Origin of the sequence: Arthrobacter sp. NPDC058130 (assembly GCF_042884475.1) — a bacterium.
GTDB lineage: Bacteria > Actinomycetota > Actinomycetes > Actinomycetales > Micrococcaceae > Arthrobacter.
On sequence record NZ_JBHVTV010000003.1, the window covers coordinates 362,495 to 389,384 of the forward strand.

General features: G+C 64.2%; 26 protein-coding genes and 2 pseudogenes. 17 read left to right on the top strand and 11 right to left on the bottom strand.

The window, feature by feature from the left end; genetic code table 11:
- Positions 1-52 precede the first annotated feature (52 nt).
- The 3 genes from ACFVTM_RS09325 to ACFVTM_RS09335 all read left to right on the top strand — a co-directional run bounded on the left by ACFVTM_RS09325 (position 53) and on the right by ACFVTM_RS09335 (position 2,228).
- Positions 53-775, top strand: coding sequence for an aldolase/citrate lyase family protein (locus ACFVTM_RS09325; RefSeq protein WP_390203150.1), 723 nt, complete (start codon positions 53-55; stop codon positions 773-775).
- A 113-nt stretch (positions 776-888) separates the two neighbouring features.
- Positions 889-1,506: a cupin domain-containing protein gene (locus ACFVTM_RS09330; protein ID WP_390203151.1), complete on the top strand. Its 618-nt coding sequence runs from the start codon at positions 889-891 to the stop codon at positions 1,504-1,506.
- Between the two features lie 2 nt (positions 1,507-1,508).
- Positions 1,509-2,228 (top strand): hypothetical protein, encoded by a 720-nt coding sequence (locus tag ACFVTM_RS09335; protein WP_390203152.1) that lies wholly within the window; start codon positions 1,509-1,511, stop codon positions 2,226-2,228.
- Between the two features lie 14 nt (positions 2,229-2,242).
- Here ACFVTM_RS09335 and ACFVTM_RS09340 read toward each other — a convergent pair whose 3' ends face one another.
- A complete protein-coding gene (locus tag ACFVTM_RS09340) occupies positions 2,243-3,169 on the bottom strand; it encodes a polysaccharide deacetylase family protein (RefSeq protein WP_390203153.1) in 927 nt (308 codons plus the stop codon).
- Positions 3,170-3,260: 91 nt separating this feature from the next.
- Between ACFVTM_RS09340 and ACFVTM_RS09345 the strand changes: the two genes are divergently transcribed.
- Genes ACFVTM_RS09345 through ACFVTM_RS09355 form a run of 3 tightly spaced genes read left to right on the top strand, consistent with a single transcriptional unit; the run spans position 3,261 to position 6,351 of the window.
- Complete coding sequence (locus tag ACFVTM_RS09345; RefSeq protein ID WP_390203154.1) at positions 3,261-4,649, top strand: amidohydrolase family protein; 1,389 nt, start codon at positions 3,261-3,263, stop codon at positions 4,647-4,649.
- On the top strand, positions 4,646-4,882 hold the full coding sequence (locus ACFVTM_RS09350; protein ID WP_390203155.1) for a hypothetical protein: 237 nt from the start codon (positions 4,646-4,648) through the stop codon (positions 4,880-4,882). Before ACFVTM_RS09345 ends, ACFVTM_RS09350 begins: the two co-directional genes overlap by 4 nt.
- On the top strand, positions 4,879-6,351 hold the full coding sequence (locus tag ACFVTM_RS09355) for an amidase (protein WP_390203156.1): 1,473 nt from the start codon (positions 4,879-4,881) through the stop codon (positions 6,349-6,351). Before ACFVTM_RS09350 ends, ACFVTM_RS09355 begins: the two co-directional genes overlap by 4 nt.
- A gap of 1,213 nt (positions 6,352-7,564) precedes the next feature.
- Here ACFVTM_RS09355 and ACFVTM_RS09360 read toward each other — a convergent pair.
- On the bottom strand, positions 7,565-7,690 hold the full coding sequence (locus ACFVTM_RS09360) for a hypothetical protein (RefSeq protein WP_390203228.1): 126 nt from the start codon (positions 7,688-7,690) through the stop codon (positions 7,565-7,567).
- A 223-nt stretch (positions 7,691-7,913) separates the two neighbouring features.
- Here ACFVTM_RS09360 and ACFVTM_RS09365 point away from each other — a divergent pair, with 223 nt between their 5' ends.
- On the top strand, positions 7,914-9,167 hold the full coding sequence (locus tag ACFVTM_RS09365; protein WP_390203157.1) for a DUF1648 domain-containing protein: 1,254 nt from the start codon (positions 7,914-7,916) through the stop codon (positions 9,165-9,167).
- Here the strand turns inward: ACFVTM_RS09365 and ACFVTM_RS09370 are convergent.
- The 3 genes from ACFVTM_RS09370 to ACFVTM_RS09380 form a co-directional block, all read right to left on the bottom strand.
- Positions 9,142-9,285 carry a lmo0937 family membrane protein gene (locus ACFVTM_RS09370; RefSeq protein WP_390203158.1) on the bottom strand — a complete coding sequence of 48 codons (144 nt, stop codon included), beginning with the start codon at positions 9,283-9,285 and terminating at the stop codon, positions 9,142-9,144. The two genes, ACFVTM_RS09365 and ACFVTM_RS09370, sit on opposite strands and share 26 nt — an antisense overlap.
- 342 nt (positions 9,286-9,627) lie before the next feature.
- Positions 9,628-10,035: a hypothetical protein gene (locus ACFVTM_RS09375; protein ID WP_390203159.1), complete on the bottom strand. Its 408-nt coding sequence runs from the start codon at positions 10,033-10,035 to the stop codon at positions 9,628-9,630.
- A 188-nt stretch (positions 10,036-10,223) separates the two neighbouring features.
- Positions 10,224-12,392: a transglycosylase domain-containing protein gene (locus ACFVTM_RS09380; protein WP_390203160.1), complete on the bottom strand. Its 2,169-nt coding sequence runs from the start codon at positions 12,390-12,392 to the stop codon at positions 10,224-10,226.
- Positions 12,393-12,664: 272 nt separating this feature from the next.
- Between ACFVTM_RS09380 and ACFVTM_RS09385 the strand changes: the two genes are divergently transcribed.
- The 3 genes and pseudogenes from ACFVTM_RS09385 to ACFVTM_RS09395 all read left to right on the top strand — a co-directional run.
- Complete coding sequence (locus tag ACFVTM_RS09385) at positions 12,665-13,846, top strand: NAD(P)/FAD-dependent oxidoreductase (protein ID WP_390203161.1); 1,182 nt, start codon at positions 12,665-12,667, stop codon at positions 13,844-13,846.
- A gap of 4 nt (positions 13,847-13,850) precedes the next feature.
- The gene (locus tag ACFVTM_RS09390; RefSeq protein WP_390203162.1) at positions 13,851-14,726 is read left to right on the top strand and encodes an RNA polymerase sigma-70 factor; all 876 of its coding nucleotides are present in this window, start codon (positions 13,851-13,853) and stop codon (positions 14,724-14,726) included.
- Positions 14,727-14,966: 240 nt separating this feature from the next.
- Positions 14,967-15,197, top strand: a pseudogene (locus ACFVTM_RS09395) (ArsR/SmtB family transcription factor); the annotation flags it as partial.
- On the opposite strand, the gene ACFVTM_RS09400 reads toward ACFVTM_RS09395, so the two are convergent.
- Complete coding sequence (locus tag ACFVTM_RS09400; protein ID WP_390203163.1) at positions 15,165-16,565, bottom strand: wax ester/triacylglycerol synthase domain-containing protein; 1,401 nt, start codon at positions 16,563-16,565, stop codon at positions 15,165-15,167. The pseudogene ACFVTM_RS09395 and the gene ACFVTM_RS09400 sit on opposite strands and share 33 nt — an antisense overlap.
- 404 nt (positions 16,566-16,969) lie before the next feature.
- Here ACFVTM_RS09400 and ACFVTM_RS09405 point away from each other — a divergent pair, with 404 nt between their 5' ends.
- A complete protein-coding gene (locus ACFVTM_RS09405; RefSeq protein WP_390203164.1) occupies positions 16,970-17,164 on the top strand; it encodes a hypothetical protein in 195 nt (64 codons plus the stop codon).
- A 1,481-nt stretch (positions 17,165-18,645) separates the two neighbouring features.
- Here ACFVTM_RS09405 and ACFVTM_RS09410 read toward each other — a convergent pair.
- Both ACFVTM_RS09410 and ACFVTM_RS09415 read right to left on the bottom strand, forming a co-directional pair.
- Positions 18,646-18,876: a zinc-ribbon domain-containing protein gene (locus ACFVTM_RS09410; protein ID WP_390203165.1), complete on the bottom strand. Its 231-nt coding sequence runs from the start codon at positions 18,874-18,876 to the stop codon at positions 18,646-18,648.
- A gap of 26 nt (positions 18,877-18,902) precedes the next feature.
- Positions 18,903-19,598: a TetR/AcrR family transcriptional regulator C-terminal domain-containing protein gene (locus ACFVTM_RS09415; RefSeq protein WP_390203166.1), complete on the bottom strand. Its 696-nt coding sequence runs from the start codon at positions 19,596-19,598 to the stop codon at positions 18,903-18,905.
- Between the two features lie 257 nt (positions 19,599-19,855).
- Here ACFVTM_RS09415 and ACFVTM_RS09420 point away from each other — a divergent pair, with 257 nt between their 5' ends.
- Positions 19,856-20,113 carry a hypothetical protein gene (locus ACFVTM_RS09420; RefSeq protein ID WP_390203167.1) on the top strand — a complete coding sequence of 86 codons (258 nt, stop codon included), beginning with the start codon at positions 19,856-19,858 and terminating at the stop codon, positions 20,111-20,113.
- Between the two features lie 63 nt (positions 20,114-20,176).
- Entirely contained in the window at positions 20,177-20,530 is a 354-nt protein-coding gene (locus ACFVTM_RS09425) for a hypothetical protein (protein ID WP_390203168.1), read from the top strand.
- A gap of 196 nt (positions 20,531-20,726) precedes the next feature.
- Here ACFVTM_RS09425 and ACFVTM_RS09430 read toward each other — a convergent pair whose 3' ends face one another.
- Positions 20,727-20,933, bottom strand: coding sequence for a hypothetical protein (locus ACFVTM_RS09430; protein ID WP_390203169.1), 207 nt, complete (start codon positions 20,931-20,933; stop codon positions 20,727-20,729).
- Positions 20,934-21,210: 277 nt separating this feature from the next.
- Between ACFVTM_RS09430 and ACFVTM_RS09435 the strand changes: the two genes are divergently transcribed.
- From ACFVTM_RS09435 to ACFVTM_RS09445, 3 genes and pseudogenes are all read left to right on the top strand, one after another.
- The gene (locus ACFVTM_RS09435) at positions 21,211-21,825 is read left to right on the top strand and encodes a carbonic anhydrase (RefSeq protein WP_390203170.1); all 615 of its coding nucleotides are present in this window, start codon (positions 21,211-21,213) and stop codon (positions 21,823-21,825) included.
- A 119-nt stretch (positions 21,826-21,944) separates the two neighbouring features.
- Positions 21,945-22,271: pseudogene (locus ACFVTM_RS09440) on the top strand (YhjD/YihY/BrkB family envelope integrity protein); the annotation flags it as partial.
- 191 nt (positions 22,272-22,462) lie between these two features.
- Positions 22,463-23,923 (top strand): aminotransferase class I/II-fold pyridoxal phosphate-dependent enzyme, encoded by a 1,461-nt coding sequence (locus tag ACFVTM_RS09445; RefSeq protein WP_390203171.1) that lies wholly within the window; start codon positions 22,463-22,465, stop codon positions 23,921-23,923.
- A 166-nt stretch (positions 23,924-24,089) separates the two neighbouring features.
- Here ACFVTM_RS09445 and ACFVTM_RS09450 read toward each other — a convergent pair whose 3' ends face one another.
- Entirely contained in the window at positions 24,090-24,488 is a 399-nt protein-coding gene (locus tag ACFVTM_RS09450; RefSeq protein WP_390203173.1) for a hypothetical protein, read from the bottom strand.
- 652 nt (positions 24,489-25,140) lie between these two features.
- On the opposite strand from ACFVTM_RS09450, the gene ACFVTM_RS09455 reads away from it, so the two are divergent.
- Complete coding sequence (locus tag ACFVTM_RS09455; RefSeq protein ID WP_390203174.1) at positions 25,141-25,302, top strand: hypothetical protein; 162 nt, start codon at positions 25,141-25,143, stop codon at positions 25,300-25,302.
- Between the two features lie 419 nt (positions 25,303-25,721).
- On the opposite strand, the gene ACFVTM_RS09460 is transcribed toward ACFVTM_RS09455, so the two are convergent.
- On the bottom strand, positions 25,722-26,471 hold the full coding sequence (locus ACFVTM_RS09460) for a hypothetical protein (RefSeq protein ID WP_390203175.1): 750 nt from the start codon (positions 26,469-26,471) through the stop codon (positions 25,722-25,724).
- Between the last annotated feature and the right edge of the window lie 419 nt (positions 26,472-26,890).

Genomic DNA, 26,890 nt, shown 5'->3' on the forward strand with positions numbered 1-26,890 from the left:
GGCACTTTGTCGCTGTTCCATTCCGCGCCACCACCTCCAGGAGGAACCTCCCATGACCCAGGAACGGGCTGCCGCCCTCGGACGCAGCGTCGGCATCATCACTGCCGATCCCACCCCCACTTTGCTTGCCCTCCTTGCCCACGCCACAGTGGACTTCCTGGTCCTCGATGCGGAGCAGACCGGGATGACCGTCCGGCACTGCAGCGATGTGGTGCAGCGACTGGCTGGCTCCGGGGTGAAGGTGGCTGTGCGTGTGCCGGATCTGGACAGGAACACGCTGCTGGCCTTCGCCAACACCGGGGTGGCGGAGATCGTACTGCCCCAGGTGCGGACCGTGGACGAACTGGAATGTGCCTACGAGGCCACCCGGTATGCCCCTGAGGGAACACGGCCGAGGCAGGTGACACCGGCCTCGGCCTTCGGCAGGGACTATGCCTTCGCTCCAGTGATCTCGGTGTTATTCGAGACGGCGGAAGCCGTAGAGCGCGTCAAGGAATTTGTTGGCAGCGACGCGTTCGGCGGGGGCTGGGTGGGCCCCACCGATCTCGCTGCCGACCTCCTCCGGCACGGAGATGAGCGGCCGGAAGCCTTGCAGGAAGCCGCCCAGCGAGTTGTCGACGTGCTTGCCGGCGCTGGCTGCAGTATCGGACTTCCAGCACCCAGCATGGCTGCTGCGGCCAGCGTTTTCGATCGCGGAGCAGACCGCTGTGCGGTCTATTGGGAGAAGGAGCTTGCCTCCCTCCTGGCGGTCTACGTCGATCTGCGGGCCGCGTGAGCATCGTCGGCCGAGGCAGTGGGCTCGCTGAATCTAGGACGCTCAAAAAACCTCCTGCGCGGAGTCATCTTCGATATACTGACGGAAACCCGAGGACTAGTGAAGGAGTCGGCGTGGACGGCACGGAGACAGCAAGCAGCGAAGCAACCGAGTCCTTGGAACGCAACTTCTGGATCGCTCACCTCGGAGCCATGATCAAACACCAGCGCCTCGGCCGGTTCACCGTGGAGGAGCTCGCCGAACGCGCAGGTGTCAGCGCCGGGCTCATTAGCCAGATCGAGCGCGGAATCGGCAACCCCTCCTTTGCAACGCTCCTTCGCCTTGCAAACTCTCTCGACCTGCCGCTGGCCAGCATGTTCACGGATCCCAATGAGGGCCAGGACCACATGCTGGTCCGCCGGGCTGACCGCCGTCGCATTGAAATCCCCTCGCAGGGCATCATCATGGAGCAGATCGTTCCCGATTCGGAGCGCAAGCTGGGGGTCCTCAGCATGACCATTCCGGCCAATTTCGACGGCGCCCACGTTCCGCACTCCCATGAAGGCGAGGAATGTGTCATCCTCCAGACCGGCACGCTGGTGGCCACTGTCGGCGGCCAAGACTTTGTACTGGAAGCCGGCGACAGCCTCACCTACGACGCTTCCTTCCCTCACTGGTGGAGCAACCACACCGATTCGGCCGCAGTGATGCTAGCGATCTCCACGCCACCGTCCCTCGGCAAGGCCCACTAGAGGTGGGCGCTCCTGGGCCGGGGACGCGGCTGGGGATCCTTGTTCCCTCGAGCAACTCGAATGCCGAGACGCTCACGGCTTCGATCCTTGCAGAGCAGCCGGATCTGGGCGTCCATTACAGCCGGTTCCGCCTTCCGCCGAGCCTTGATGACACGGTGGACCTGGGCATTCTCGGCGAAGCTCCGGCAATGCTGAACGACGCCGATCTGCAGGCCATCGCGTTCCACGGCACCTCTGGTTCCTGGACGGGGATCACCAGGGACCGGGCCCTCTGCGCCGAGCTTGAGGCAGTGTGCGGCGCGCCCGCGACGACCGCCTCCGTGGCCGTCGTCGAGGCCCTCGGCGCGTTGTCGGCAGCGCGGATCGGCCTCGTCTTTCCGGGCCCTGGAGCCATCGCTTCCCAGATACAGCGGGAGTACTCGATCCACGGCATCGACGTGCAGGCAGTTTCGGTTCCGGAGGCCGCAATGAGCAACCCGGAGATCGCCCGCTTGGACGCCTCCGCCATCGGCGCCATCATGCGGCCGGCATTCGCGCACGGCCTCGATGCAGTGGTGTGCGTCGGCACCAACCTGCGCTCGGGCTACCTGGTGGAGGGCTTCGAGCAGGAGTTCGGCATCCCGATTGTGGACAGCGCCATTGCTACCTTGTGGCATGTCCTCCTCCTGGCCGGCGTTCCACGCCCGATCCCTGGGTGGGGTGCGTTGCTCGCAGCGCACTAGCGACGCCAGTGGCTCTACGACGCCGGTGACCCGTCCGCCGTCGTCCGCTCCGTTGTCGTCCGTTTCCAGGCGTTCGCGATGTCTTCGCGCGGCGCGAACCAGACGGCCTTGCCGCTCGCATGGGCAAGGAAACGGTCGAGGGCCAAGGCGTACGCCGGCCGTCCGATGAGCCTAGGGTGCAGCCCGACACTCATCACCGAGGGGCCGCCGCGGGGGTCGTCGAGCAGCAGCTCCATTGCGGCGGTCAGGTGGTTGCCGAACGATGTTGCGGTTGGGAACTGCCTGAACAGCCCGGAATCGTTGGTGTCTCCCGCGTAGGGCAGTACCGGGAGCCTCGGATTTTCGGGTCCGGAGCCCCAGTGTGGCAGGTCGTCGTTGAAGCTGTTGGACTCGTAGGTGAATCCGTTCCCGGCGAGCACCCTGCGCGTACCGGGCTTGAGTCCGTCCCTCGAGTACCAGCTGGTGGGGGCTTGGCCGGTGCTGGCCTCGATCGCGTCGCGGGAGGCGAGGATGAGACGCTCCTGAGTGTCGTCATCGAGGTCCGTGTGCGTGTCCCACTGGTGGCCGTGGTCGGCTATTTCGTGCCGGTCGCGGACAAGCGCCGCGGCGATGGCCGGGTTGAGTTGCAGCGCCACGGCGCAGCAGAAGGCGGTGGCCCGGACGTCGTGATTCCGCAGGATCCGCAACAGCCGCCACATGCCTGCGCGGGAGCCGTATTCGAAGGCTGATTCCAGGGTCAGATTCCGGGTGGCCGAGGCACGGGCCGGTATCCAGTGCGCCCCCAGGTCGTTGGCGTTGTCTCCGCGGGGGATGCTCCGTTCGGCGCCCTCCTCCACATTGATGACGAGGGAAACGGCCACGCGGGCTTCGCCTGGCCAGCGGAAATCAGGCGGAGTTTCGCCATATCCGACGAAATCCCGCTGCATCGGTCGCATTGCCATCAGCTTCTCCCTTCATGGGTTCCGACGCCGCATCGTTGCGGCTATAGTGAAGCAAACTTCGATATGATGAAACTAGTCGAGAGGGGAGCGAATGTCCACGCTCATTCGCGGAGGCACCGTCATCAAAGGCTCCGGGGACACCGTCATCGAGGGCGGTGCGGTGGTCATCCGCGACGGCCGCATTGCGGACGTCCTCGACATCCGGGGTGCGGACCCCTGGGGAGCAGACCGGGATTTTGCCGGCGACGTCATCGACGCCTCGGGCTGCGTCGTTATGCCGGGCCTCATCAACAGCCACACCCACGGAGTGACCCCCGGCGCCCTATTCCCTAGTGCGGCGCCTGCCCTGACCGAAGAGCGGTGGATGGGCAACCTGGACAGGCACCTCCTGGCCGGAACGACCACCGTCCTCAGCCTTTGTGGCTTCGCGTCCATGGATGATGTGCGCGAGGCTGACCGCCGGCACGCCGTCCACGTGCGGGGTGCCACTACGCACCTGCCGCACTGCCTGCAGGCAGCGGGCATGGCAGACGGCCAGGGACTGACGGCTGAGGCCCGCGAACTCACCGTTGAGCGGATGCTCTTAGACGGTGCTGTCGCCATCGGGGAACTGGGCGGAGGGCAAACGCTGGGCGGCGGAGGCCAGGATCTCGTCTATATCCCGGCGGCCATCCACAAGGTCTCCGGGATCCTCATCACCATCGACCAGGCGAGGCGCATCAAGGAAGCAGTGCTGGGCCGGTTCATCGACGCCGCTGCGCTCAATGTGGTTGCCCTGGCTGAGGCGGCCAAAGAGGCCGGACTCGCGGAGGCCTTCACCGCAACTCAACTCGCCAAGCTAGTCACGGATTCCGTAATGCCCTCGTTCGTCCCGGCCATCGAAGGGATCCGGGAAGGAGTCCAAGCGGCGGCAAAGTTCGGCGTGCCGGCCATCGTGCACAGCGCCTCGGCCACGGCCGGCGTCCTGCGGGAGCTCATGTTCGAGCTGGACGGCGGCGAGGCCACCGTGATTGCAGCGCACGCTAACCACCCCTCCCACACCCCCGACGAGGCCCGCGAGCTGGCCGTCCTGGGCCGGAAAATGGGCTGGCCTGCCGAGGCCTCGGTGTTCGATCTCCTGCACCGCAAACACACCGTCACCACGCGTGAACACTGGGACCTGCTGCTCCGGGAACCGGACCTCATCTCCGTCATCGGCACGGACTACGGGCACGACGGCGATCACGACGAGTTGATCTCCGCCGTCCAGGACATCGCGGCATTCGGACACCGCTCGTTGGCCGGTGCCGTCGCCATGGCGACCTCGGCCGTGGCGGGGCTCATCCCTGGCATCGCTCCCGCAAGTGGGCGGCTTGAGGCCGGCTGCATCGCGGACGTAGTTGTCGCCCGCGCTGACGATTTACGCGACGTGCGGTTTGTTCTGGTGGAAGGCGTGTGCGTGGTTCGGGATGGCCAGCTGACGCCGGAGGCTCACCGATGAATTCCGGATTGACCGGCGCACAGCGCAGAGTCATTCGCGCGCTGGTAGGCGACGCGATCGCGCGGGAGGACCTGCCTGCGCTCGAAGGAGCGTATCGCGACTTCCGGGCTGGGATGGATTCCCTGAAGGCAACATTCGAACAGCAGACTCGTGCATCTGAGCGGGTTGTCTTCGGGGATCAAGCCGCTTCCGCAAGTCAGGACTCCACGCCGCAGGCGGAGGCGAAACCGTGACCGAACCATGGGAACTGGGCATCGCCGAGGCGGCCGGACTCATCCGACGGCGGGAGCTCTCGGCCGTTGAACTCCTCGACTCGGTTCTGGACCGGATTCAGGACACTGAAGTCTACGCCCACGCCTGGACATACGTGGATCAGCAAGGCGCGCGCGAAGCGGCCATCCTGGCCGACGGGCAGGCTGCCAGCGGGCAGTTCGATGGCAGCCTCCACGGCATTCCGCTGGGGGTGAAGGATGTCATCGACGTCCACGGGATGCCGAGCGAAGGCGGCTCGGAGAGCCTGCGGGGGAACATCGCGAAGGACGACGCCGGGGTCGTACATCGACTACGGGCCAGCGGTGCCGTGATCCTGGGCAAACTTCAAACACATGAATTCGCTTTCGGGCAAGGGGTGCCACCGTCACGCAACCCCTTGGATCCTGATCGGTACGCTGGCGGCTCCAGCGTCGGGTCCGGCGTCGCTGTCGCCGTGGGAAGTGGTCCCGGTGCCCTGGGTACGGATACCGGCGGCTCGGTGCGAAACCCGGCCGCCGTCAACGGTTTGGTGGGGCTCAAGCCCAGTTTCGGCGTCGTGTCTTCCTCCGGGGTCCTTCACGTTAGCCACACGCTGGACCATGTGGGACCGATCGCCCGGAGTGTCGAAGATTGCGCGATGCTCTTTGACGGGATGGTGGAACCGCGTGGGCTGACCTTGCTCGGAGGGTCGGTTTCCGCGCGGATCCAGGACATTCCTGAAGAGACAAAGCTTGGAGTTGACCGCCGAATATGGTCTGAATGGGGAGTAACCCGCGGCGTTGTGGCTGCAGTGGAAGACGCATTGTCCGTGCTGGAGGAACTGGGGATCAAGATCGTGGAGCTGTCGCTTCCCGATCTGGACCTGGCCCTGCACGCGAGTGTGGCGATTTCGCTGTCGGAAGCGGCCCACCATCACCGCCAGCGGCTGAGGGGTGCCGCCGGACGCTATCTGCCTGGCACACGCGTCATGATCGAGACCGGTGCCTTGGTGTCCGAGGATGACATTCGTTTGGCTTGGCAGGTCCGGAGCTACCTCCGGTCGTTCATACCTGAGGCCATGGTCAGCGCGGGAGTTGCTGGCTTGGTTTCGCCCACGCTGCCGGCCATCGCACCGCTCGCGTCCTCGATGTCTTCGGAACTGACCGGGTCCACAACCCAGAACTCATTGGCTACTGCGCTGCGTATGCTTTCCGCAGCGAACCTCACCGGAATGCCCGGCGTCAGTGTGCCTTGTGGCTTTGCCAGCGGGCAGCCCGTTGGACTGCACATCATGGGGCCTGAACACGCAGATGCCGCGGTGCTCGCGATCGCTCACGCTTACGAGCGCGCCACGCAGTGGCGGAAGCACGTCCCGGTGCGGATGCTGCCTGCCGTTAGCGGCGCGGGAGTGGAGGCGAGCAGGAACGGTCGTGACACCGGGAACATCCGCGCGGCGGAACCCTCCCGCTGAAGGCGGCTACTTCGCCAGGAGGTAGCTCAGGCGGGCCACTAGGTTTCCGGGAGTTCCCAGTGGTTGCAAGGGCGGGAATACGGTTCGAGTCCCACCTCGGGCACGACGTTTTCCCTCGTCAGAGGCGATTTTGCTTTGATGTGTTGACAAAGCTTGTGGTCGCGTCGCCCTGACGGCTGGTTCGCGGGTGGTGGCCTGGCCGCCGCGGTGGCCTGTTCAGGTGTGTGGGTGGCGGGTTCAAGTCCTTGGCTGGTTGGGCCTCCGCCTGCTGTGAGCTGGGGTTTTGCGGTCCCTCGTTCCGGTTTGGTCGGGTGGCCGGGGTGGCCTACACCTATTCATGGGCCGGGGGAGCGGGGGACAACATAACTCCGCTGACATTGGATAGGAACTTTCTTGAAAAGTTTCTCCGGGACGTCAGAGGAGTTGCGGTCACGTTTGTCCTGCCAAACTGTGTGTTGACGGTGTCCACACTTACGTCTGATTTATAGAAAACGTCCGTAACGACTCTTGCAGTCCGAAATTCCATTGGGTGCGTTGCGGCCTGGCTGCGGCTTGGGGCGGCTCAGCGACCTAATTGGAATCGGAAGCAGGCAAGAAGCGTTCCGGTGCTTCAAATTTTTTGGGGGAGCGGGGTACTACGGCGGACTGGCGGTTGGCTGAACTCTGACACCCCAAGGTCTTGAACAAATGGCCGACCTGGTGGTGCGGCCGCCGGGAATTTAAGGTGGAGGATCCTGCCGCCGGCCCCGAACTCACCTTCCTATTGCCCTGCGGGCCGGGGTCGCTGGGAACGGCCGCCCTGCCGGTCTCGAACCCTTGCGCACACCTCGTGCATGTACCGACGACTTGGAGCCAATTGAATCGTACGTGATTGCCAGGCTTACTTATTAGCGTTTTGTGTTGTGGCAGGATATGGCCCGCCTTGCGAACGCGGGCATCTGGCGCGTGCCTCTTGTCGGTTTCCTGCCGGGCCGGCTCTGCGTCCAAGCGCGGGCTGGCCTGGGAAGGATATCCAGGGGACGAGGCGACGAAAAACACCCCCGCGCCTGGCCTGGGAGGGTTCGCTGGCTAAAGGCACAGTTTCACCACGACCTGGCTCTAAGCGAATTTCCGTTTCGTCTGCAGAACCCCCAACAGCGGGAAGGGCGTGAAGAGGGAACTCTGGTCACCACCGGCTTTGGTTCGGATTCCTGCTCACCTGAAATTCGGTTGCTTATATGCCGGGAATGACTGTGTCGGCATGACGATGGGCTACCCTCCATTGGCCGCCTTCTCGGCGATATATCTGTGTGGCCCGCAGCGTGAAGGTGCGTGGTTCACCGTCCACGGAGGTGGAAATGTGTTCGAGCCCGGCGTCAGCAGGGCCTGGTCCGGCTCAGCCGCAAGGCTGGCGCGGTAGTGATGCCGACGGTCGCGGACCCGCCGTTTCCTTCCGAGTGGACGGCAAGGGCACGGACTCTTCTGGCTGAGGCCGTGGCCCGGGGATTACCGGCGGATGAGGTTCTCGAGACCTGCCGGTCCGTGCTCGATTCATCTGGTGCCGGGCAGCGAGAGGGTGCGCCATGAGCGTTGCCATCGTGCTGAGTCTTGTGTTGGTGGGACTGGTGCTCTTACTGGCGCTGGTGCTGCCCTCTGTGACCAGTCCGACCGTGCCCTTCGGGGTCCGGGTGCCGGCCCGGCGTGTCGGAGAGCCGGCGGTTGTCGGGCAGGCCCGCATCTATCGGTGGAGGGTACTTATCGGCGGGTTCGTCGTCGGCGGGGCCGGTGTTGGCCTCTTCGCGGTGACCGCGGACCCGTTGCTGCTGCCCTTGTCGGTGTTGGTGCTCGACGGCGTCTGGTACGGATGCTTCTTTCTGGCCCACCAGGAAATCCGGGCCGCAAAGACCGCCGTGGACTGGTACAAGGGCCTGCACCAAGGCATCGCGGTGGGCACCGAACTGCGGACTGATCCGCCCCGCTTCCCCTGGCTCTGGCTGGCATCGGCTGTGACCATCACCGCCGCCACGGTGCTGATCGGTGTGCTCAGCTACCCGTCGATGCCCGAGACGCTGGTGGTGCACTACGGTGCGAACGGTGTGCCAAACCGGGTGGTCACCAAGTCGGTCGGTGCGGCGTTCTCACTGGTGTTCGTGCAGATCGGCATAACAGCACTTCTCGCGGGAATGGCGGCCGCGATCATCCGCAGCAGGCCCGACCTCGACCCGGCACACCCGGCCGGCTCCGTGCGCTGGTCCCGGCACTACATCTCGCTGGGGGCAAAGGCGCTGCTCGGGCTGGTCGCGATGATCGATGTGGGAATGCTGGGATCATCGCTGTTGATGTGGACCGGAACAGTCACGTCGTGGTCGCCGTTGGTGGTCGCGCTCCCGATCCTGGCCGCCGTCGTGGTCACCGTTGTGATTTTGGCGAGGAATAACCGGGATCCGGACGGGAGCGAGGCGGACACGGGCCTGACTCACCGGGACGACGACACATACTGGCGCGGTGGCCTGTTCTACATCAACAGGGAAGATCACGCTCTGCTTGTGCCGCGCCGGTTCGGCATTGGGATGGACCCTGAACTTCGGCAACCCCAAGGCGGCGATGCTCCTGGTCGGTCTCTTCGCACTGATCTTCCTGGTGACCACCGTTCGTTTCGGCGGCTGACCCCAACAGTGGCGTCCCAGAGTGCCACCAGAATGTCGAAAAGTCGTACCGCCCCTCGCCGTCGAACGGGACGGAGTGCGCGACCTCCGGTCATGCATAGTGACCGACAGTTCGGCAGATGCGGGGGCGCAGTGCAGTTCGTGCTTACGCGCGGGACCTGTCGCGGATGAAGTGGAAGATCAGGACGACCACGGCAATAACCAACAGCAGGTGAATGAGCCCGCCGCCGATGCCGCCGAGCAAGCCGAGGAGCCAGGGAACAGCGAGAATGATGGCTATCCACAGCAACGTGCGGGTCTCTCTTGCTTGGCCTGGTGCACGGGCATTCCCGACGCCCCCACGATCACCCCACCAGTCCGAATCCCTCGCGGGCAGACCAAACAGGCCTGTCCCGGAATCGGCAGGCTGCCAGAGGAGGGCGCTCCCCGATGGGACGGACTGGTGACCCGTGCCCCTGTGCCGTGTTCGCCAAAGACGTCGTCCGGTCCTGCCGTTCGTTGCCGGAGCCACGCGTTGTACTGGTCACCTCCCGGGTCTCCGAACCAGGGCCACAGGCCCGGGACATGGCACGCTCTGCGGCTTCATGCGCAGGGATGCGGGCCTTGAGGAATTCGGGCTGTCGCTCTGGCCCTATCCGGCCAGAGCCTCCGGTGGGAGGGCCGGTGAGGCTGTTTGTGGCTGGTGCTCCGGTGGGCTTGTGATCGCGGTTGTCGCTGCGTCGCCGTATGGTTCTCCCACCGCCGGCCCCAAGGCTGCACGGATGCTCCGGGCAGCTTCCCGGTATCCATCGCCGAGGCCCGCTGCCCTGACTGTGTGGATCGTCCCCTTGCCGTCAAACTGCTCTTCGATCCGGACGCCCCGCTCAGCGAAGTCCCATGCCACGGCTTCCACCTTCTCCAGCCGGGCTAGTAATTCGCGCACCATAGTGAGGAGGTAGCGCCGGTCCCGGACGTTCTTGTCGACGACCCCGCCCGCGTATTCGTCCTCGTCCGCGACGAGCCGCGCTTCAATGGCGGCTAGCTCATCGGAGGCGCTCACTGGGTCCTCCTTCATGAAGATCTTGCCAACGGAGTAGTCCCGATGGGCACCAATGAAACCGGCCGTTCCTTCGGTCAGGTTCGAGCTCCTCGTAGGCGGGGCATCGGTCGGGCACAGCATCCTCCTTGCATGGATTCGGAATGAGGTTTCACGGAAGGCTCCCGTCAGTTGCCGGTGCGTTAGGTGCGTCACTGCGGAGGGCCAGGCGGCGGAGGTTTGGTCATGGACTCGGGCGGCGGGGGAAATGCGGCGGCGGGGTAGAGTCCGGCAACCTGCACCATGTAGTTTGCCCACTGCGGGCCGGCGAGCATGTACCCGTCGATGGCCTTGTAGAACTTGCCGTTGATGGTGACGTTTTGGCCGGGCCGTTTCTGGCCTTCCAGGGTGTCGCCGAAGAAGGAAGCGGTGGCGAGGCCGGTGGTGTAGCCGGCCACCCAGGTCGCGCCGTTGTTGTTAGAGGTGCCGGTCTTTGCCGCGACGGGGACCTTGTTTTGGACTTTGGGTTCGATGTAGATGCCGGAGCCCCGTTTCAGCACGTCCTGAAGGACGGAGTTCACGCCGCGGGCGACCTCGGGTTTGACGGCGTCGCGGCAGTTGCTGGCCTCGGGTGGAAGCTTCGCTCCCGACGTATCGGTCACGTCGGCGATGGCGATCGGTGCGCAGTATTTGCCGTCATTGGCGAAGGTGGCAAAGGCGTTGGCCAGATGGAGCGGCGCCACGCCGATGGCGCCCAGCAGGTTGCCCAGCTGGTGCATGTTGACGGGGGCGTTGTCCACGCCGCTGTGGAGTCCCACGGCGTCGACCATTTTTTGGATGCCGCAGAAGTCCAGCTGGGCGGCCTCGGCGAAGGTGGCCGTGTTGATGGAGTTGTAGAGCCCGTAGTTGACGGGCATCTTGCGGTAGTAGCCCTCATCATTGTTCTGGAGGTCGTCGGCGGCGCCGAGGGTTTTCTGCGCCGTATTGTAGGCGCCGAGGACCTTTCCGCAGCTGGACTTCCAGGGGAAGTCCAGCGGATAGGTCCGCCGGGAGGCGTCCACCTCGGCGACCAGGGATTTGCCTTCGTTGAGCCATTCCGCGAAAGTGAACGGTTTCATGGTGGATCCGGGCTGGAACCCGCCGGCTCCGTTCAGGTCGTTGCCGTTCGCGTCCTTGGCATCGACGTTGAAGTTCAGCTGCGTATCGAATTTCCCGGGTTCTGGAAGGAATACCGTGTTCTGCGCCATGGCCAGGATTTTGCCCGTGCCGGGCTGGATCGAAACCAGGGATGCTCCCCACTTGTCCGGATTGGGCCCGGCTGTGGCGTCCACCTGGGCCTGCGCTGCCGCCTGCAGCCTGCTGTCCAATGTGGTGATGATGGTCAGGCCGCCGCGGTAGAGCTTCCTTTCGCGCTCGGCCACATCAACGCCGTAGGCAGGGTTGTTCAGGATGAGGTGGGAAACGTAGTCGCAGAAGTACGCCGCCATTTCCGCTGCGGCGCAGCCCTGCTTCGCGGAGGCGATCTTCAGGTCGACGCTGCTGGTAGCCGCGGCGTCATGGTCCGCTTGAGTGATTTTGCCCTGGCGGAGCATCGCCTCCAGGACCTGGTTGCGCCGCTTGACCGAGTTTTCCGGATGTGTGGACGGATCGTAGAAGGTGGGGCTGTTAACCAGCCCCGCAAGAAGGGCAGCCTGAGGCAGGGTGAGGTCCTTGGCCGTGGTGCTGAAGAAGTGCCGCGCCGCGGCTTCGATGCCGTAGGCGTCCCGGTTGAAGAAGACGATGTTGAGATAGCCCTCGAGGATCTGGTCCTTGGTGTATTTTTTCTCCAGTTCGATGGCGAGCTTCATCTCGCGCACCTTATCGCCGAGACTCTTCTGCCCGCTGAGGATGACCTGGTCGCCCCTGTCCGCTGATAACAGGGACTCATTGAGCACGTTGGTGACGTACTGCTGGGTCAGTGTGGATGCGCCCTGCCGCCCCCCGCTGGTCAGGTTGGATGTCAGCGCCCGGAGAATCCCCTGCGGGTCTACACCGGCGTGCTCGTAGAAGCGGCTGTCCTCGATGGCGACAATCGCATCCTTGATGTAGGGGGACATCTGGTCCAACCCGACCTTCACACGGTTCTCCGCATAGAAGGTGGCGATCGGCTTCCCGTCCGCGCTCAGCACCTTGGTTGTCTGTGACGGCGAATCAACCACCAGCTCCGAGGGAAGACCATTGAAGAAGGTGATCGAAGTCCTGACCGCAAGGCCGGCAGCAGCGACACCGGGGACCACCAGACTCGCGACCAGCACGCCGCAGACCGCGCTCACAGTCAAGAACCCGAGGACCCTTGAGAGGGCCGCGGCCAGACGGGATCCTGTACGGTTCTTCGGCGCCATTTTCTGTCCAGCCTTCGCGCGCGAAACGTGTGTTCAGAATACGCGTGAATCCCCATGATAGGAACGGGGCCAATTTTGGCGCGTGCTGCGTTTGAAGGGGTGGCGTGCTCCTCGGCAGCGGTGCTTGCAACCGCGCGACCACTCGAATACCCCGAACCACGACGTGCGCAGATAGAACCACTTCCGCATGTGCCGCGGAGAGCGTGGCTGTCACATCCCGGGGCGGGGCGGTGTCCTATATTCAACAACGGATCTATTGATGGGAGTTGAAAATGTCATCGCGCCGCGTGGTCATTATCGGAGCCGGGTATGCCGGCGTCATGGCGGCGAACAGACTCGCCGGGAGCAAGCAGCTGGGAGACCTGCAAGTCACCGTCGTTAACCCTGTTGCCGACTTTGTCGAACGGATCCGGTTGCACGAAGTTGCCGCCGGGAGCAGGGCATCAGCGGCGGTACCGATCAGGTCCGTCCTGGGCGGCCGTGCGGATTTCATTGAGGACAGTGCATCGCGGATCGACCCGGACAACCGCCAGGTGCACTTCTCAAGCGGCCGGGCCCCGCTCGGCTATGACGGGCTGCTCTACGCCGTAGGCAGCGGCCACGTGTCGTCCGGGGTGCCGGCTGGTGCGTATGGGTTTGGCGATGCAAAGTCTGCGGTCCGCCTGCGGGCCAGGCTTTCGCAGTTGGGAGAGGGGGCTGCCGTGAGCATCGTTGGCGCCGGCCTGACCGGCGTCGAGCTCGTTGCCGAAATTGCCGAGCGATATCCGCTGCTGCGGGCCCGCCTCGTTTCCCGCGGGATCATCGGCGGCGACCTGTCCCGTTCAGGTCAACGCGCGGTGCGGAACCGGCTTGCGGCGCTGGGTGTCGAAATGCTGGAGAACACCGGCGTGCAACGGTGTGACGACTCGACGTTTACTACTGCCGGCGGGGTTACGCTGCACTCTGACTGCACGGTCTGGACGGCCGGGTTCAGCGTGCCGGACCTGGCGCGTGACAGCGGACTGCCAACCGATGCGGAAGGCAGGCTTATCGTCGACGAGTCGTTGTCCTGTCCGGACTACCCTGAGATCTTCGGGGCAGGCGATGCCGTGCGGGTTCCGGACTCCGTCGGCAGCCACCTTCGGATGAGCTGCGCGTCGGCCTTGCCACTGGGCGCGCACGCAGCGGACAACATCATCGCCCGCCTGCAGAACAGGTCTCCGGCCGCACTGTCGGCCGGATACGTGTTCCGGTGCATCAGCCTGGGGCGCAAGGCCGGGCTCATCCAGACTGTTACTGCCGACGACCGGCCCCGCCCGTTCGTTGTCGGGGGTCGTCTTGCCGGGCTCGCGAAAGAGCAGGTATGCCGATTGACGCTGTCCTGGATCCGGGGCGAGCTGCGCCGGAGCGGTTCGTTCACGTGGCCCAAGGGCCCGCTGCCGGCCGATGTCGCCATGCCGGTGGAAGCCAGGTAAGGCCGTGGGATCGGCAACCGTTTTTGAGGAGCACCGTTCCCTGCTGTTCACCATTGCCTACGAAATCACGGGAACGGTCACGGACGCCGAGGACGTCCTCCAGGAAAGCTATGTGCGATGGTCGGCTGTGGACGCAGAGGGCATCGGGAACCAGCGGGCCTACCTGGCCAAAACCGTGACCCGCCAGGCCCTGAATTCCCTGCGGACAACTCAACGGCGTCGGGAAGACTACATCGGCCCCTGGCTGCCAGAGCCTGTAGTGACACTCCCCGATGTTGCCGATGATGCCGTACTGGCTGACTCGGTGTCCTTTGCCATGCTCGTCGTCCTCGAGAGCCTGTCCCCGGACGAGCGGGCGGTCTTCGTCCTCCGCGAGGTCTTCGATTTCCCCTACTCCGAGATTGCCGAGGCGACGGGCAAGTCGTTGGTGGCCGTCCGCCAGCTAGCAAGCAGGGCAAAGGCGCACGTGCAGGCGCGGCAACCACGTTTCGAGGTGGACGCACAGCGGCAAAAGGCGGTCACCGACCGGTTTGTCGCAGCCACTCTTGGGGGCGACGTTCAGGCGCTTATGGATGTCCTCGCACCCGGGGCCGTCCTTCTGTCGGACGGTGGCGGAAAAGTCTCGGCCGCCCGCAGACCCGTTGTCGGCGCGGACCACATCGCGCGCTTCCTGGTCGGCATCGCCAAAAAACCCATTCCCGATATGCGGGTCGAGATGTCGTCACTGAACGGGATGCCGGCGATCGTGATTTACAGCGGGGACGTTGTTGACCTGGCAGTCATTGTGCAATCCGACAATGACCATGTGACCGGCCTTTACCTGATCAGGAACCCGGACAAACTCGGAGCGGCCAGCACGACCCGGCAGCTCAGCCGCTAACAGGGCGTAACTCTGAGGGTGCTGCGCCCGGGTCTAGGCGTGGGCCCTGGTCAAGCTGGGCCTGGGCCGGGGCCGTTGTGCGGCAGGTATTTCCTCATTCGCCTCGGGGGCACGACGGTTCGGTCGTGTGGGCTGGACGGACCAGGTCCCGGGCTTGTAAGACGCCCAAACTTACGGTTTGAACTGCTGGCCTTGCTGCAGGAGGCGGCCCGACCCTTGCCTAAACATAGATGGACGTGAATACGGTTACGCCTGATGTCGCTGGTGGCCTCCCATGAAGGCGATGAGGCCTGCGTCTGCGACCTGAACGACGCTTTTGAGTTGTCCCAGCCGACGATCAGCCATCATCTGAAGGTCCTGCACGAGGTCGGACTGTTGAACCGGGAAGGGCGCGGGGTGTGGGTGTGTTACTGGGGCCGGATATTCTTGGGTCAAAGCTCACGAAGGTCCAGTCACCGTCAGAGCTTGTAAGGCCCTGGCAAGTTCGTCACGCAGTCTTGTCAGGTCCGGGCATGTCTCGGGGTCAGCGATTGTGGTGATGGTCAGTGTGCCGGCGTATGAGAGTACTGCAAACGCCACCGTGATGTTGCCGCTGATTGCTCCGAGCGGAATGATGCCGGTTACCGGCGTGCCAGCGATCACTAGGGCGCGTTCCGGTCCCCGCAGATTTGTGACGAAAGTATGGACAAGCTGTTGGTGGTCTATGAAGTAGCGGTAGGCGCCTAGGTGCGCGAGGACCCGCGATATGGGACCGAGGATTGCAGCGGAGGCTCCGGGGGGTTGCTGCTTGGCAGTCTTCATTGTTGCGGCTACTGCTGCCAATTGGCCGTTGACCGGACCGACGGCGGGAACGGGCACGGGGATTATTCCGCTCCGGTTCCCCAGGTGGGTGACTGTTGTTTGGCGACGTGCCGAAAACAGTACGGAGATCACGAACTCGTCGACGACTTCGCCCCGCGCCAGCAGCAGGCGGTGCAGGGCTGTCGAGACGGCGGCGAGGATGAGATCGTTGACTGTGGCTCCTTGCAGGTGTGCGGCGGTTCTGACTGTTTCCACCTCGCAGCGGAGGACAGCAAGCGTCCGTTGCGGACCCGTCGGGCGGTTGAGTGACGTGCGGGCAGCCCGGGTTTTGCCCGTCAGTCTCAGCTCGAAGGCTCCGGCGGCTGCTGTGCGCAGCGCAGCGGGCAGTCGGGCCAGCGCGTTGAGCCGGGTCCGTGCAGCGTCAATGACCAGGTGCGCCGCCGAGTGTGGAGTCCCTGCCTCCCGGCGGTCATCCCACCCGTTTTCCGCGGCTGCCAAGGCCTCCAGGACGGCGATACCTCCAATCCCGTCAGTGAGGACATGATGAAAAACGAAAACAAGCGCTGACCGGTCCTGACTTACGCCGGTAACGAGCTTGGCCGCCCAGAGGGGACGGTCGTGGGACAGCGGAGTAACCAGCAATTCTGCCGCAATCTTCAGCACGGCCTCCTCACGGCCAGCCGCCGGACATGCGATCGCGCTCAGATGACGGGCCGGGTCAAAGCCGGAATCATCTGCCCAAATTGGACGCCCGCAGCCGAAGGGGACAGAGACCAGCCGTTGACGCAGCCGGGGAACAGCGCCGAGCCGAAGCATTAGTGCATTCAGGAGGAAAACCGGGTCCTCACCGGGTTCCGTGCTGAGCATGAGGATGGCCCCCACTTGCATTGGCGTTGAGCCGATGTCAGCGTCCAGAGACATCAAGTCCTCGGCGCTCACCCGGTCGACATTTTGTGTTGGTATCATTTTCGGTCCACGGGAACGGGTCTCTGGATTCCCTGTGCTCCTTGGAGGGGACAGATCACAGGCCGTAGGCATAGACCACGGTCCGATTTGGGAGTCATGAGCTCACTTTTGGGTCCATGAGACCTAGGCGCTAGGGCAGAACGTCCCAACTTGCTCGTAGCCGGCCCCACCAGTGGTGCTGACAGATGGTGGCTGTGGCATCGCTGTGGCATCGGGCCGCGAGAATGGCGTTCTGTCCGCCGTTACTGCTCCAGGGTGCAGAGCTGGTGCTGTAGCGTCACGGGGGCAGCAGTGAGATTGGCGAGGGTTTGGATTTCGCCATGAGCCATGACGCGGAGCTCCTGACGCGCCTTGAGGATGCGTGACCGTGTACCTCGGGATAGAGGGGATGCGGTGCAGGTCGTTGACCGGTACGGGTCCAAGCAAGTGACATTGGACTCCTCTCCTCGGCTTTGGTCCGGTCGGCAACAACGGTCTTGGGGACGGAGGCCTATCCGCAGCTGCCGATGAAGGCAGCCGCGCTGCTGAAGCCGGTGGTGTGGCTCCCCCCGCTGGTCGACGGCAGCTTCAGCGCAGATGCGGCATTTGAACTCGTCGTGGGTGGGGCAGCCGGCGATGTCTCACTTGAAGTTAGCACCGGGCTGATTGCCAGGTATCTCGTCAGGCGCTAGGCACCAGGTTCGTGGGCTTTGCCGGTTGGCTGCTTCCTGACTTCTATGTGAGTCTGTGCCGGTCGGGTCATGAGGAGACAGGAAGACGTGACAGCGGACCTGAAGATCCGGGATGCTGGCCGGGCGGCTGGACGAGTGTCTGGGCTTTTGTGGCGTTCCGCCGGCCTCGGATTTGAAACCGCAGAAGTTTTTTCGCGCTGAACAAAATCTGTTAGGACAAAGAAGGACCGCCTCCCTTCGCTGCGGGGTGCGGTCGTTGGACTGAGAGCTTTGACGTGGCCAATTTGGGGTGTGCACAAAGTACACACTTTGGGCTGCGGATCGTGTCGTACATCGGTCGGATCGGCCCGGATTCGTTATGTTTCCGGGGGAATCCAGTGTTTGCGGGGGAGGGAATGCAGTTCGAGTCCCACCGCGGGCACGCAAGCCCCTCGTCAGAGGGGGCTTTTGCTTTAACGTGTGTACATTGACCCTGCTCGGGTCCCTCTGACGCTTGTTGCGGTCTGTGGCCTGGCCGCCGCGGTGGCCTCTGACGTTGTGTGTGTGGCGGGTTCAAGGCCCTGGCTAGCGGGCCTTCCGCCTGCTGTCGTTTGGGGTTATGTGGTTCTTCGTTCCGGTTCTGTCGGGTTGGTCGTGGTTGGCCAACACCTATTCATGGCTCTGGTTTGCGGGTACGACATGACGTCGTCGACCTTGGTCCGAACTTTCTTGGAATGCTCGTCCTGGTCGTCAAGAGAGTTGCGGGCGCGCTGTTTGTCCTGCCAAAGAGGGTGTTGACAGTGTCAACACCTAATGTCTGCTTTATTCGTGTTTCCGGCATCCGGGAGCGCCCAAGGTGAATTCATAATTGCGCAGCGCGTGGGCAGCGGAGTCCAGAGTCACAAACAGCGAAGGTGGCTCCTGGTCGCTTGACCCTGCCGGGGACACGGAGGCCTGTGCCTGATGATGTCTGGCCGCAGGCGCTCTGCTGAGGATGGTGGTGCGCTGCCCTGCCTTTGGTCGTGCGATGGGTCATTTCCCGGCATGTTGGTTCGAGTGGCTTTGTCTCCTCGGGAGGCAGCTTGGCTGCTGCGTGAAAATTGCTGTGACTCTCGGATGGCTCGCTGATTGCATTCAGCCGAAATTCCCTGAAACTGCTGTTCATTTGGCCGGGTGCTCAACGGAGAGGGTGGGTTGCCAGTGGTTGACGGATAGCACCGTAGGTGAAGTCAAATCATTGACCATTGTGGCCGGCGGGAAAGGTGCAGCCGGTGCAGCAAGTTCCGCAGCAGGTTCAGGTGAATCCAAGTCAGCCCGCGCCGGAGCCTGAGAAGAAGTACCGGAAGACCAGCTTTTTCCAGTCCAAGGATTCGGGCGCCCGGATGCGGTCCGCGTGGCGGCCGCAGGGTTCAACGGGGTGCGATGACCGGGGGAGTCTGACTGCCGGCTACGCGGGTGTCCGTCTCCGGCATGGGATTCAAGTCGGGGGTGACAGTTCCGCCTCACCATGCCAGGGCTTTTTTCTGTCGCGGTTTGATGGCCGAGGTCTGGCCGCAGTTCGAGCAGGTGATGCGAAAGGTCCTGGACGTGGTCAGGACGGGGATGAAGAACTGCGTGAACTTGGTGGCGCGTTCCTGCAGGTGGTGGTGGACCAGCCGGCCGCAGTATTGGCAGGTTGCCGTCCGGCCGGGCAGGTTTTTCACGACTGTGTTGAGGCCGACGAGGAGCAACATCGGTGATGCCTTTCGAAAGTCGCTGATTACGCTTTGGGGGAGAGGCGGGCGGCGAGGCCGGTCAGCAGGATGGTGATGCCCTGATCCAGTTCGGCCATTCCGTCGTAGTCGGCGAGGACCGGGGCGAGGGCGCGGAGGCGGGGGAATTCCTTGGCCGGCAGCCGGTGCAGGCCAAGGCGGAGCAGGGCTTCGTTCTCCTCCGGGTCCACGATGAATTCCTGCAATTCGTTGAGGATGTGACCGTACAGGTAGCCGTAGTAGGCGCGGTAGACGTGGAGGGCATCGGCCGGGGCGAATCCGGCGTCGATCAGCAGGGAGAGGATTTGTTCCAGGGGCCGGAGCGTGCCCAGGGGCCGCAGGCCCAGAGGTGTCGACAGCGGGCGGGTCACGAGCAGGGGAACGACGTTGGGGTGCCGAAGCGCAAGGTCGCGCAGGTCGTGGGCAATGCGCCTCAGCTGGGCCTGCCAGTCGGGGTCCTGGGGGAAGATGACCAGTTCGTTCAGGACGAGCTCCGAGACGCCGTCCAGTAGAGCTGCCCGGTTGTCGGCGTAGCGGTACAGGCTCATGGGGTCCCGGCCGATTTCCTGTCCGAGCCGGCGCATGGTGAGCGCGTCGAGTCCTTCGGCGTCAACCACCGCCAGGGCGGCGGACAGGACCAGCTCACGGCTCAGGCGCTGCTTCGGCGGGGCCGGGGTGGGGGCCGGCGTTTCTGCGGGGGACATGGTTTCCGATCCGGATCGGGCGGCGGCCGGTCCCAAGGAGAGACCGCTCGTGGAGGTGGGTCAGGGGGCTTGCTTACACTGCAGTCTACGCTTACTGTCTACAGTGTAGGGAAGTCGTAATCACGGGTCGTAGAGCCGGGGCTTCTCGTTACATGGCCGTTCGGGCCCAACTCTTGCCGCCTCGTGCAGGGCGTCCAAGTATCAGCTGCTGTAGCCCCCGGCAGCACACAACGCACCCAGCGGAAAACGAGCCAACCATGGCAGATTCGCAGTATGACCAGTTCCTCCAGGAAGCCACCGCCCCCGACGCCGCCTCCGAGTCCGTCCTCGGACGGGACTGCCTCTATGGCCTTTACACCAGCTGGTGCTTCCTGTCCCAGACGGTGCCCCGGCCCGAAGACGCCTTCTGGGCTGCCATGCGAGAAAAACGGATCCGTCCCGGACACACGCCGCTTCGCATGACGGGTCCCGCGGCCAATGACTACATCCTGTCGAGCTACCCAGGTCTGGTCTGAGCCGCTTGAGCGTTACCTCCGGCACGCAGCGCTGACCAGTCGAGAATCGGACGACCCTGGTGTATGAATTGCCGCACCGACCGCCACGTGATCGCCGCCTCCATCACGGTCCTTGATGCGGGGGAGGGCATCCTCACCCTGAGCGTCACCTGTACCGCGTGCGGCGATTCCCAGGTCCTGGTAACCACCGCACCGTCCGCCGCTGCCATCCTGCGCCGTGCGGGATTCGACGGCGGCGTCACCAACCGGATTTTGGGCGTCGTCCACTGCAGGGAACCCATGTCCCTCCTGGTGCCGCAGGCCGAAAACGCCGCGTCCCGGCAACCCGGGCCGCTGGACCATATAACGGGATACTTCCCTGCCTACGTGCTGCGGTGCAGATGCGGTTTCCAGATGGACGCACCCGCCAGCACTTGAGCCAGCCTGCCCCCGAATCACCACGGGATCATGGCGAGCCAAGCGCAGCGATTGCTGCGCGGTCAGGCCCTTAGACATCGAATCGTCCCTCGAGCGCTTGCAGCCGGTGGGCCGGGAGAGCACCCGTGTGCTCCAGCCCGGCCGAAGCTGCCGGCACGGCAGTCCTGGCGGCTGGCAATCGTCGGGCCCCGACCACTCATTGCCTTGGCTTGGCTATCGCCAGACCCGGGGGAGCGCGGGGAGGGTGTTTCTTTTGAGCGCGGGTGACCGTGAGAGTGACGTTGGGACAGGAGTCCGCGTAGCGGACCAGTGCTGCTTTCTCGGTGCTGTCGACGCGCAGGTCCCAGCGGATCTTCACCGCCACCCACTGGCCGATGTACGCGCAGCGGTTCTTCGGCGACATCCACGACTCCGGGCCACTGGCCTGTTTTGAGGAGTTGAGAGCCGACCAGGGCTACGTCTGGATGATGGTCTCGACCGGCCGCGGCGGCTGTGATCGGATACCCGAGTTCTCGTGCTTATTCCCTCGGCGGTCAGAGGCCCATGGAAGCCCCTTCAAGGCGACTACTCAAACGACCGTTGTTGACGTCCTCCGAATGACATCCCAGCGGATTTTCAAGTCCGGTCCACCGCCGGGAATCTCTCTGCGACCCAAGGCGCGGACGAGTAACGTGGCAGGGGTGACTACCACTCTCAGCCCCGCCCAAGCATGGCAGCGCCTGTTTGAAGGCAACGCCCGTTTCGTCTCCGGCGAGGCCCTGCACCCGAACCAGGGGGTCGAGCGGCGCAGTGAGCTGGTTGATACCCAGCACCCTTTCGCGGTCATCTTCGGCTGCGCAGACTCCCGGCTGGCCGCGGAGATCATCTTCGACCTCGGCCTGGGTGACGCCTTCGTGGTCCGGACCGCCGGGCACGTGCTCGACAACGCTGTGCTGGGATCGCTCGAGTACGCCGTCTCGGTCCTGGGCGTCCCGTTGATCGTCGTCCTGGGCCACGACAACTGCGGGGCCGTGACCGCAACGAAGGACGCTGTGAGAACCGGGGATATGCCGCCGCGCTTCATCCGGGACCTGGTCGAACGCATCACCCCGTCGGTGCTGGCCTCCCTGCGCGATGACAATACCGAGGTCAACGACATGGTCATCGAGCACGCCCGGCAGACGGTGGACCGGCTGCTGGAGAGCTCCCAGGTCATCGCCTCCGCTGTGAAGGATTCCTCCACCGCGGTGCTCGGCGTCGCGTACCGTCTCGAAGAAGGCCGCGCGCAGCTGGTCTCCGGGTCCGGGCTGCTCTAACGGCGCATCCTACCGGGGCGGCGCACCTTGGAACTGTGTCCCTCGGGGCCGGTGAAGCTACGAAGTCCCGGCTTTTCGGCGGAGGTTGCCGCGGTTTCACGAACTATAGGTAATGGCACAACTTGCCCAGCTACGAAAAGACCTACGGTGCAATCGGCGGCGTCATCATCTCACTGCTGTGGCTCTGGATCCTGAACATGTCACTGCTGTTCGGCGCGGAGTTCGACGCCGAAATGGAACGCGGCCGCCAACTCCAGGCCGGCATCGAGGCTGAAGAGACCATCCAGTTGCCACCGCGGGACACGAAACAGAGCGACAAATTCCAGGCCCGCGAAGAAGAGGACATCCGCCGCGGACGCGACCTGCGCGAACAGCACCGGAACGGCCACGATGAGCCGGAAAGCAGCACCCCCTCCAGAGGAAACGACGCAGGGGGTCGAGCGTAGCTTGCGAAAATTGCCGGTCCGGCGACGCGGGATATAGCACCACCGCGGTCAGAATCATCGTCGGCGGCATCTGACTCCGGGCCACTCTCTCAGGCAGCTGACAGGACAGGTAACTACAGTGGCCAGTTCCATGACGTAAGCAGCGGGAGCACCACAAAAGTGCGCACCGACAACTCAGGAAAGAGTGACTGATGGACCAGAATGAAGCGCCCCTGATCGAGGCGCTGGCCGAGTATCACCGCCTGGATCGCTACGGTTTTACCCCTCCGGGGCACCGGCAGGGCCACGGAGCGGATCCCCGGGTCCGGGACGTCCTCGGAGCTGAAACCTTCCGCTCCGACGTCCTGGTTTCCGCCGGTCTGGATGACCGCACCTCCTCCGGCGGCTACCTGAAAAAGGCCGAACAGCTCATGGCGGAGGCTGTCGGAGCTGAACAGGCCTTCTTCTCAACCTGCGGCAGCTCACTCTCTGTCAAAGCAGCCGTCTTGGCCGTGGCGGCAGGCAAGGGAGACCTTCTCATCAGCCGCGATGCCCACAAATCAATCGTCGCCGGACTGGTCTTTTCCGGTATCCAGCCCCGCTGGATCAGGCCGCGCTGGGATCCCCAGCTCCACCTGGCACACCCGCCGTCGCCAGCTGACGTGGAAGAGATGTGGAAACGGTACCCTGACGCCGCCGGAGCCCTGATCGTCAGTCCCACACCCTATGGAACCTGCGCGGACATCGGTGCGATCGCGAAAATCTGCCACGATCGGGGCAAACCACTCATCGTCGACGAGGCCTGGGGAGCGCATCTGCCCTTCCACAAAGACCTGCCCACCTGGGCCATGAACGCCGGAGCGGACATCTGCGTCGTGAGCGTGCACAAGATGGGCGCCGGGTTCGAACAAGGCTCCGTCTACCACCTGCAGGGCGACCTGGTGGACCCCGCACACCTCGCCGCCTGCGCGGACCTGCTGATGACCACCAGCCCCAACGCCATCCTCTACTCGGCCATCGACGGCTGGCGCCGGCAAATGGTCCAACACGGAACCGAACTGCTCGGCAACGCACTGTCCCTGGCCGGCAGGCTCCGCACGGCCATCGACGCGCTCCCAGGCATCCAAGTGCTCGAAGATGAACTCCTCACCGCCGAGTCCTCCCACGACCTGGACCGGATGCAGATCCTCATGGACCTGTCCGCACTGGGCATCAGCGGCTACCAGGGAGCCGACTGGCTGCGGGACCACCGCCGGCTCGACGTCGGCCTTAGCGACCACCGCAGGATCCTGGCGACACTGTCCATGGCCGACGACGACGCCTCAACCCGGCGTCTGCTCGACGGGCTGGAGGCCCTGATCGAGGCAGCTTCGTCCATGCCCGCGCCACCGCAGGTGGCACTGCCCTCACCCTCGGAGCTGGAACTTGAAACGGTGGCCCTGCCCCGCGATGCCTTCTTCGGCCCGACAGAGGACGTCCCGAGGCGGGACGCGGCAGGGCGCGTAGCCGCCGAGCAGATCACGCCCTACCCGCCCGGAATCCCCGTCATTGTCCCCGGCGAGAAGATCAACACCGCCATCATCGACTACCTCGAATCGGGCCTGCAGGCCGGCATGGTACTTCCCGACCCGGCCGACCCATCACTGCACACCATCCGGGTCGTCAGGCGGTAGACACCGACCATATTGTGTCCCACATCAGCACCCATTCGGCGTCAGGAGCGCGCCGCAACCTGCCACGGCCGATCCGCCGTGTGCCGGCCGCGGCATTCGATGACCGAGAGGTGGGCTCCCCGGCCACCTTTCAGCGGAAAGTAATGACCAAAACTGGGCGCGGGAGCTACCGGCCGGGGCGCATCTGCTGACCGGACGCGTCGGTCCTGCTCCCGAGGTCGACGCGGGATTGACCCGCTACCGGCACCGGTTTCGTCGTGACCTGAGGCAAGGCTGAGGCGCATACGCCCGCGGCCGTGGCAACCTTGTCGGCCGGTACGCCCGCGGCCAGGGCGGCCGCAATCTGCACATCGCAGGCGGCTTTCGCCTGATCGAGGGCCCACTCTGCGGCCTCTACTTCCCCGACCCGGGCAATCACGGCCGCCAGCAGTTGCTCCCGGAGCGCCAAAAGGTCAGCTGGCGCCTTTTCGAGCTTTGCGGATGCCAGCGGTGGTTCGACGTAGACCGTTGCATCCACCTGCGCGATAGACAGGGGGAAGGTGTTTGTATCGGTCAACGGTTCCATGGGAGATGCCTTTTCAATGTTCGAAGCATTGCTCTCGGGTGCTGAGTGAAAGAGGCAATGGGACGGGCAGACCGATCTGTCTGGCGCATCTGAGAATACACAGCAGCCTTATGAATACGAAATGCGGGCCGGGCCCTCGGGAGTTCCCACGCGGGCGGCGCGTGGGTTTGCGTTTGACTTGAGATTTCAGGTCAATTATGTTGGGCAGGTTCCTCCGTGTCCCCCCAATGGCGGATGGAAGCCTCAGTGACGGCCCCCGCGCTCTCCCCTCAGGATCGAGCGCGGGGGCTATCTGCATCCTGTGAGTGTCGCGTCTCCGCGCGGGTCCCAAACCGGTTCCATCTTCAAAGGACCATGGGCCCGGCCGCTGGGGGATACCGGTCATTCCAAGTGCGAACGTGACGCAGGCGTGCCCCGAGCGGGCTGGGTCCTGCTCTGGGCAGTTTCCTTGTCAGGGCCCGGACCGGGAGTCAACCTGATGCACGGGGGACACCACGATGAGGGAAGCGGGGCCTGGTGGATGTGGGCCACCTTCCCGGACAAAAGAGCCTGTCAATGTCGACTGTTTCCCATCCGCGCAAGCCTGGCCCGCCCAGCAGGTCCGGGGGAGGGGCAGCGACTCTGGTGCACTCAATGCCAGACGGATGAGTACTTGATCATCGAATCCATCGACACCCCCATGCCGCCGCGCAGAGGGCTGGTTGAAGTCACGTACACGTGCGTGGAATGCGACTTCTTCTATGCCCACACCGCCTCGGTGGCCGGCGTTGCTGAGGTCCTGAACCGACCGGGCCAACGATCCGGGGTGCTTTAATTCGGCGGCAACTACCTGCACTGCGGGGGAACCGATGACGATAGCCGGATCCCGGGTAATTGGCGCGGTACTTTTGGGACAACATGACGGATGGTCAAATTACGCGGCCGTCCGCGAACTCGGGCTGCTGGGGAGCACCCCGTTTTGAGTGTGCCGGTTCCAAGGAAACGGGACGTCGTCGGAAGCGTGTCGGGAATCCCAGTCGGAGCGGATGAGACACATCTGAGCACAAACTGCTCGGGGTTTGGGTCGATTATTTGTCGGCCCGGCGTTCGTGTGCCGATTGTCGGCTGATTCCGACGACGCGGCCTATGTCCGCCCAGGATGCCCCCGCTGACTTCGCGGCCGCGACGGTCTTGTCCAGCCGGCGGCCGGCCTGAGTGTATTCGCGAGCGGCGGCTTCTACGCCGGCCAAAGCGTCAAGGGGTGCGAGGTGGGATTTCCATTCCTCGTGGATGGCGTTTTCGACGTTGGTGGAAGCGTGTGCGAAATCGTCGGGAACCCCTGACAAAGACCATGGGAATGAAGGCCACTTGTTCCCAATCCGGGATAACCCATCGGCCGGGGCGCCCGGTGGTGCGGAACCAGTCGTGTCGCCGGGATGTGGTGACGTCCAGCGGGAATTTGCGGCACAGCGATATCCAGTCTTCTGCTGTGCCGATCTCAAGAGTCCGGCCCGCTCCCCGGACCGGAATCGTAGTCGCATGCTCCCAGCCCAGGGAATCTTCTACGAGGCTCAGGGCGGCCGGGACTTGCCCAACGGTGTGGACCAGCCCGTGCGGGATCGACCACCACGTTCCAGAGACGTTGGCGTACGGGTCGCGTGGGAGTTCGTGTGCAGCCCGTTCTTCCCCGGCACGTTCCTTGCGGCCCCACTCGGACAGCGTTTGTCGCGGACTCTTCGGCAGCGGTGCCCGGTCAACTGCAGATCGCCAGTCAATCGCCCACTGCTCAACCCTTCGGGGCTGCCAGTACCACTGGATGCCGGGTGCTGCCAAGAGTTGTTCGGCGACCGGGGTCAGAGCAGCGGCAATGACCGGGAGTGCTGCGAGCACGTCCTCTCCATCGGGCGCCTGCCAATATCTTGCGGTGTCGACCGACCGCCCGAGGGCCGCCTGCATCTGTTCACCATCAAGGCCGGCGAAGTTCAGCGAAGCGAGCCTGGCCACGAGCTGCTCTGGTGACGGAGGCGGGGGCGGACTCGCAAGGTCACCGGGAGAGGAAGCGGTCAGCAGGACGTTGGATGTTCCCCTCCCACTATCGAGTTCGTACGCCAACCAGAATGCCGCCGTCATGACATCCGGATCCAGCTCCATCGCCAGCTCAAGACACAGTCGGCGCCCTCGAGGTCCCTTTAGAAGTAGATCCCTACTTGGCGTCATCAGATCGTCCTTGCTGGTTGCTAACTGGGAGGCTAACTTTCTGGCCCTCGGTGGCGCTATTCACCGTCCATACGGTGGGCATCTCGTTTCCCCTGGGCTTGACTCTGGGCCTGTTGATTCCCTGACGCCTTGCCGTGAGGCGTGAACGCGACGAGCTGGGGAGGAGTTCTGACCCCGGCCCGTCGGCGTGAGGCCAGCACGCCGAC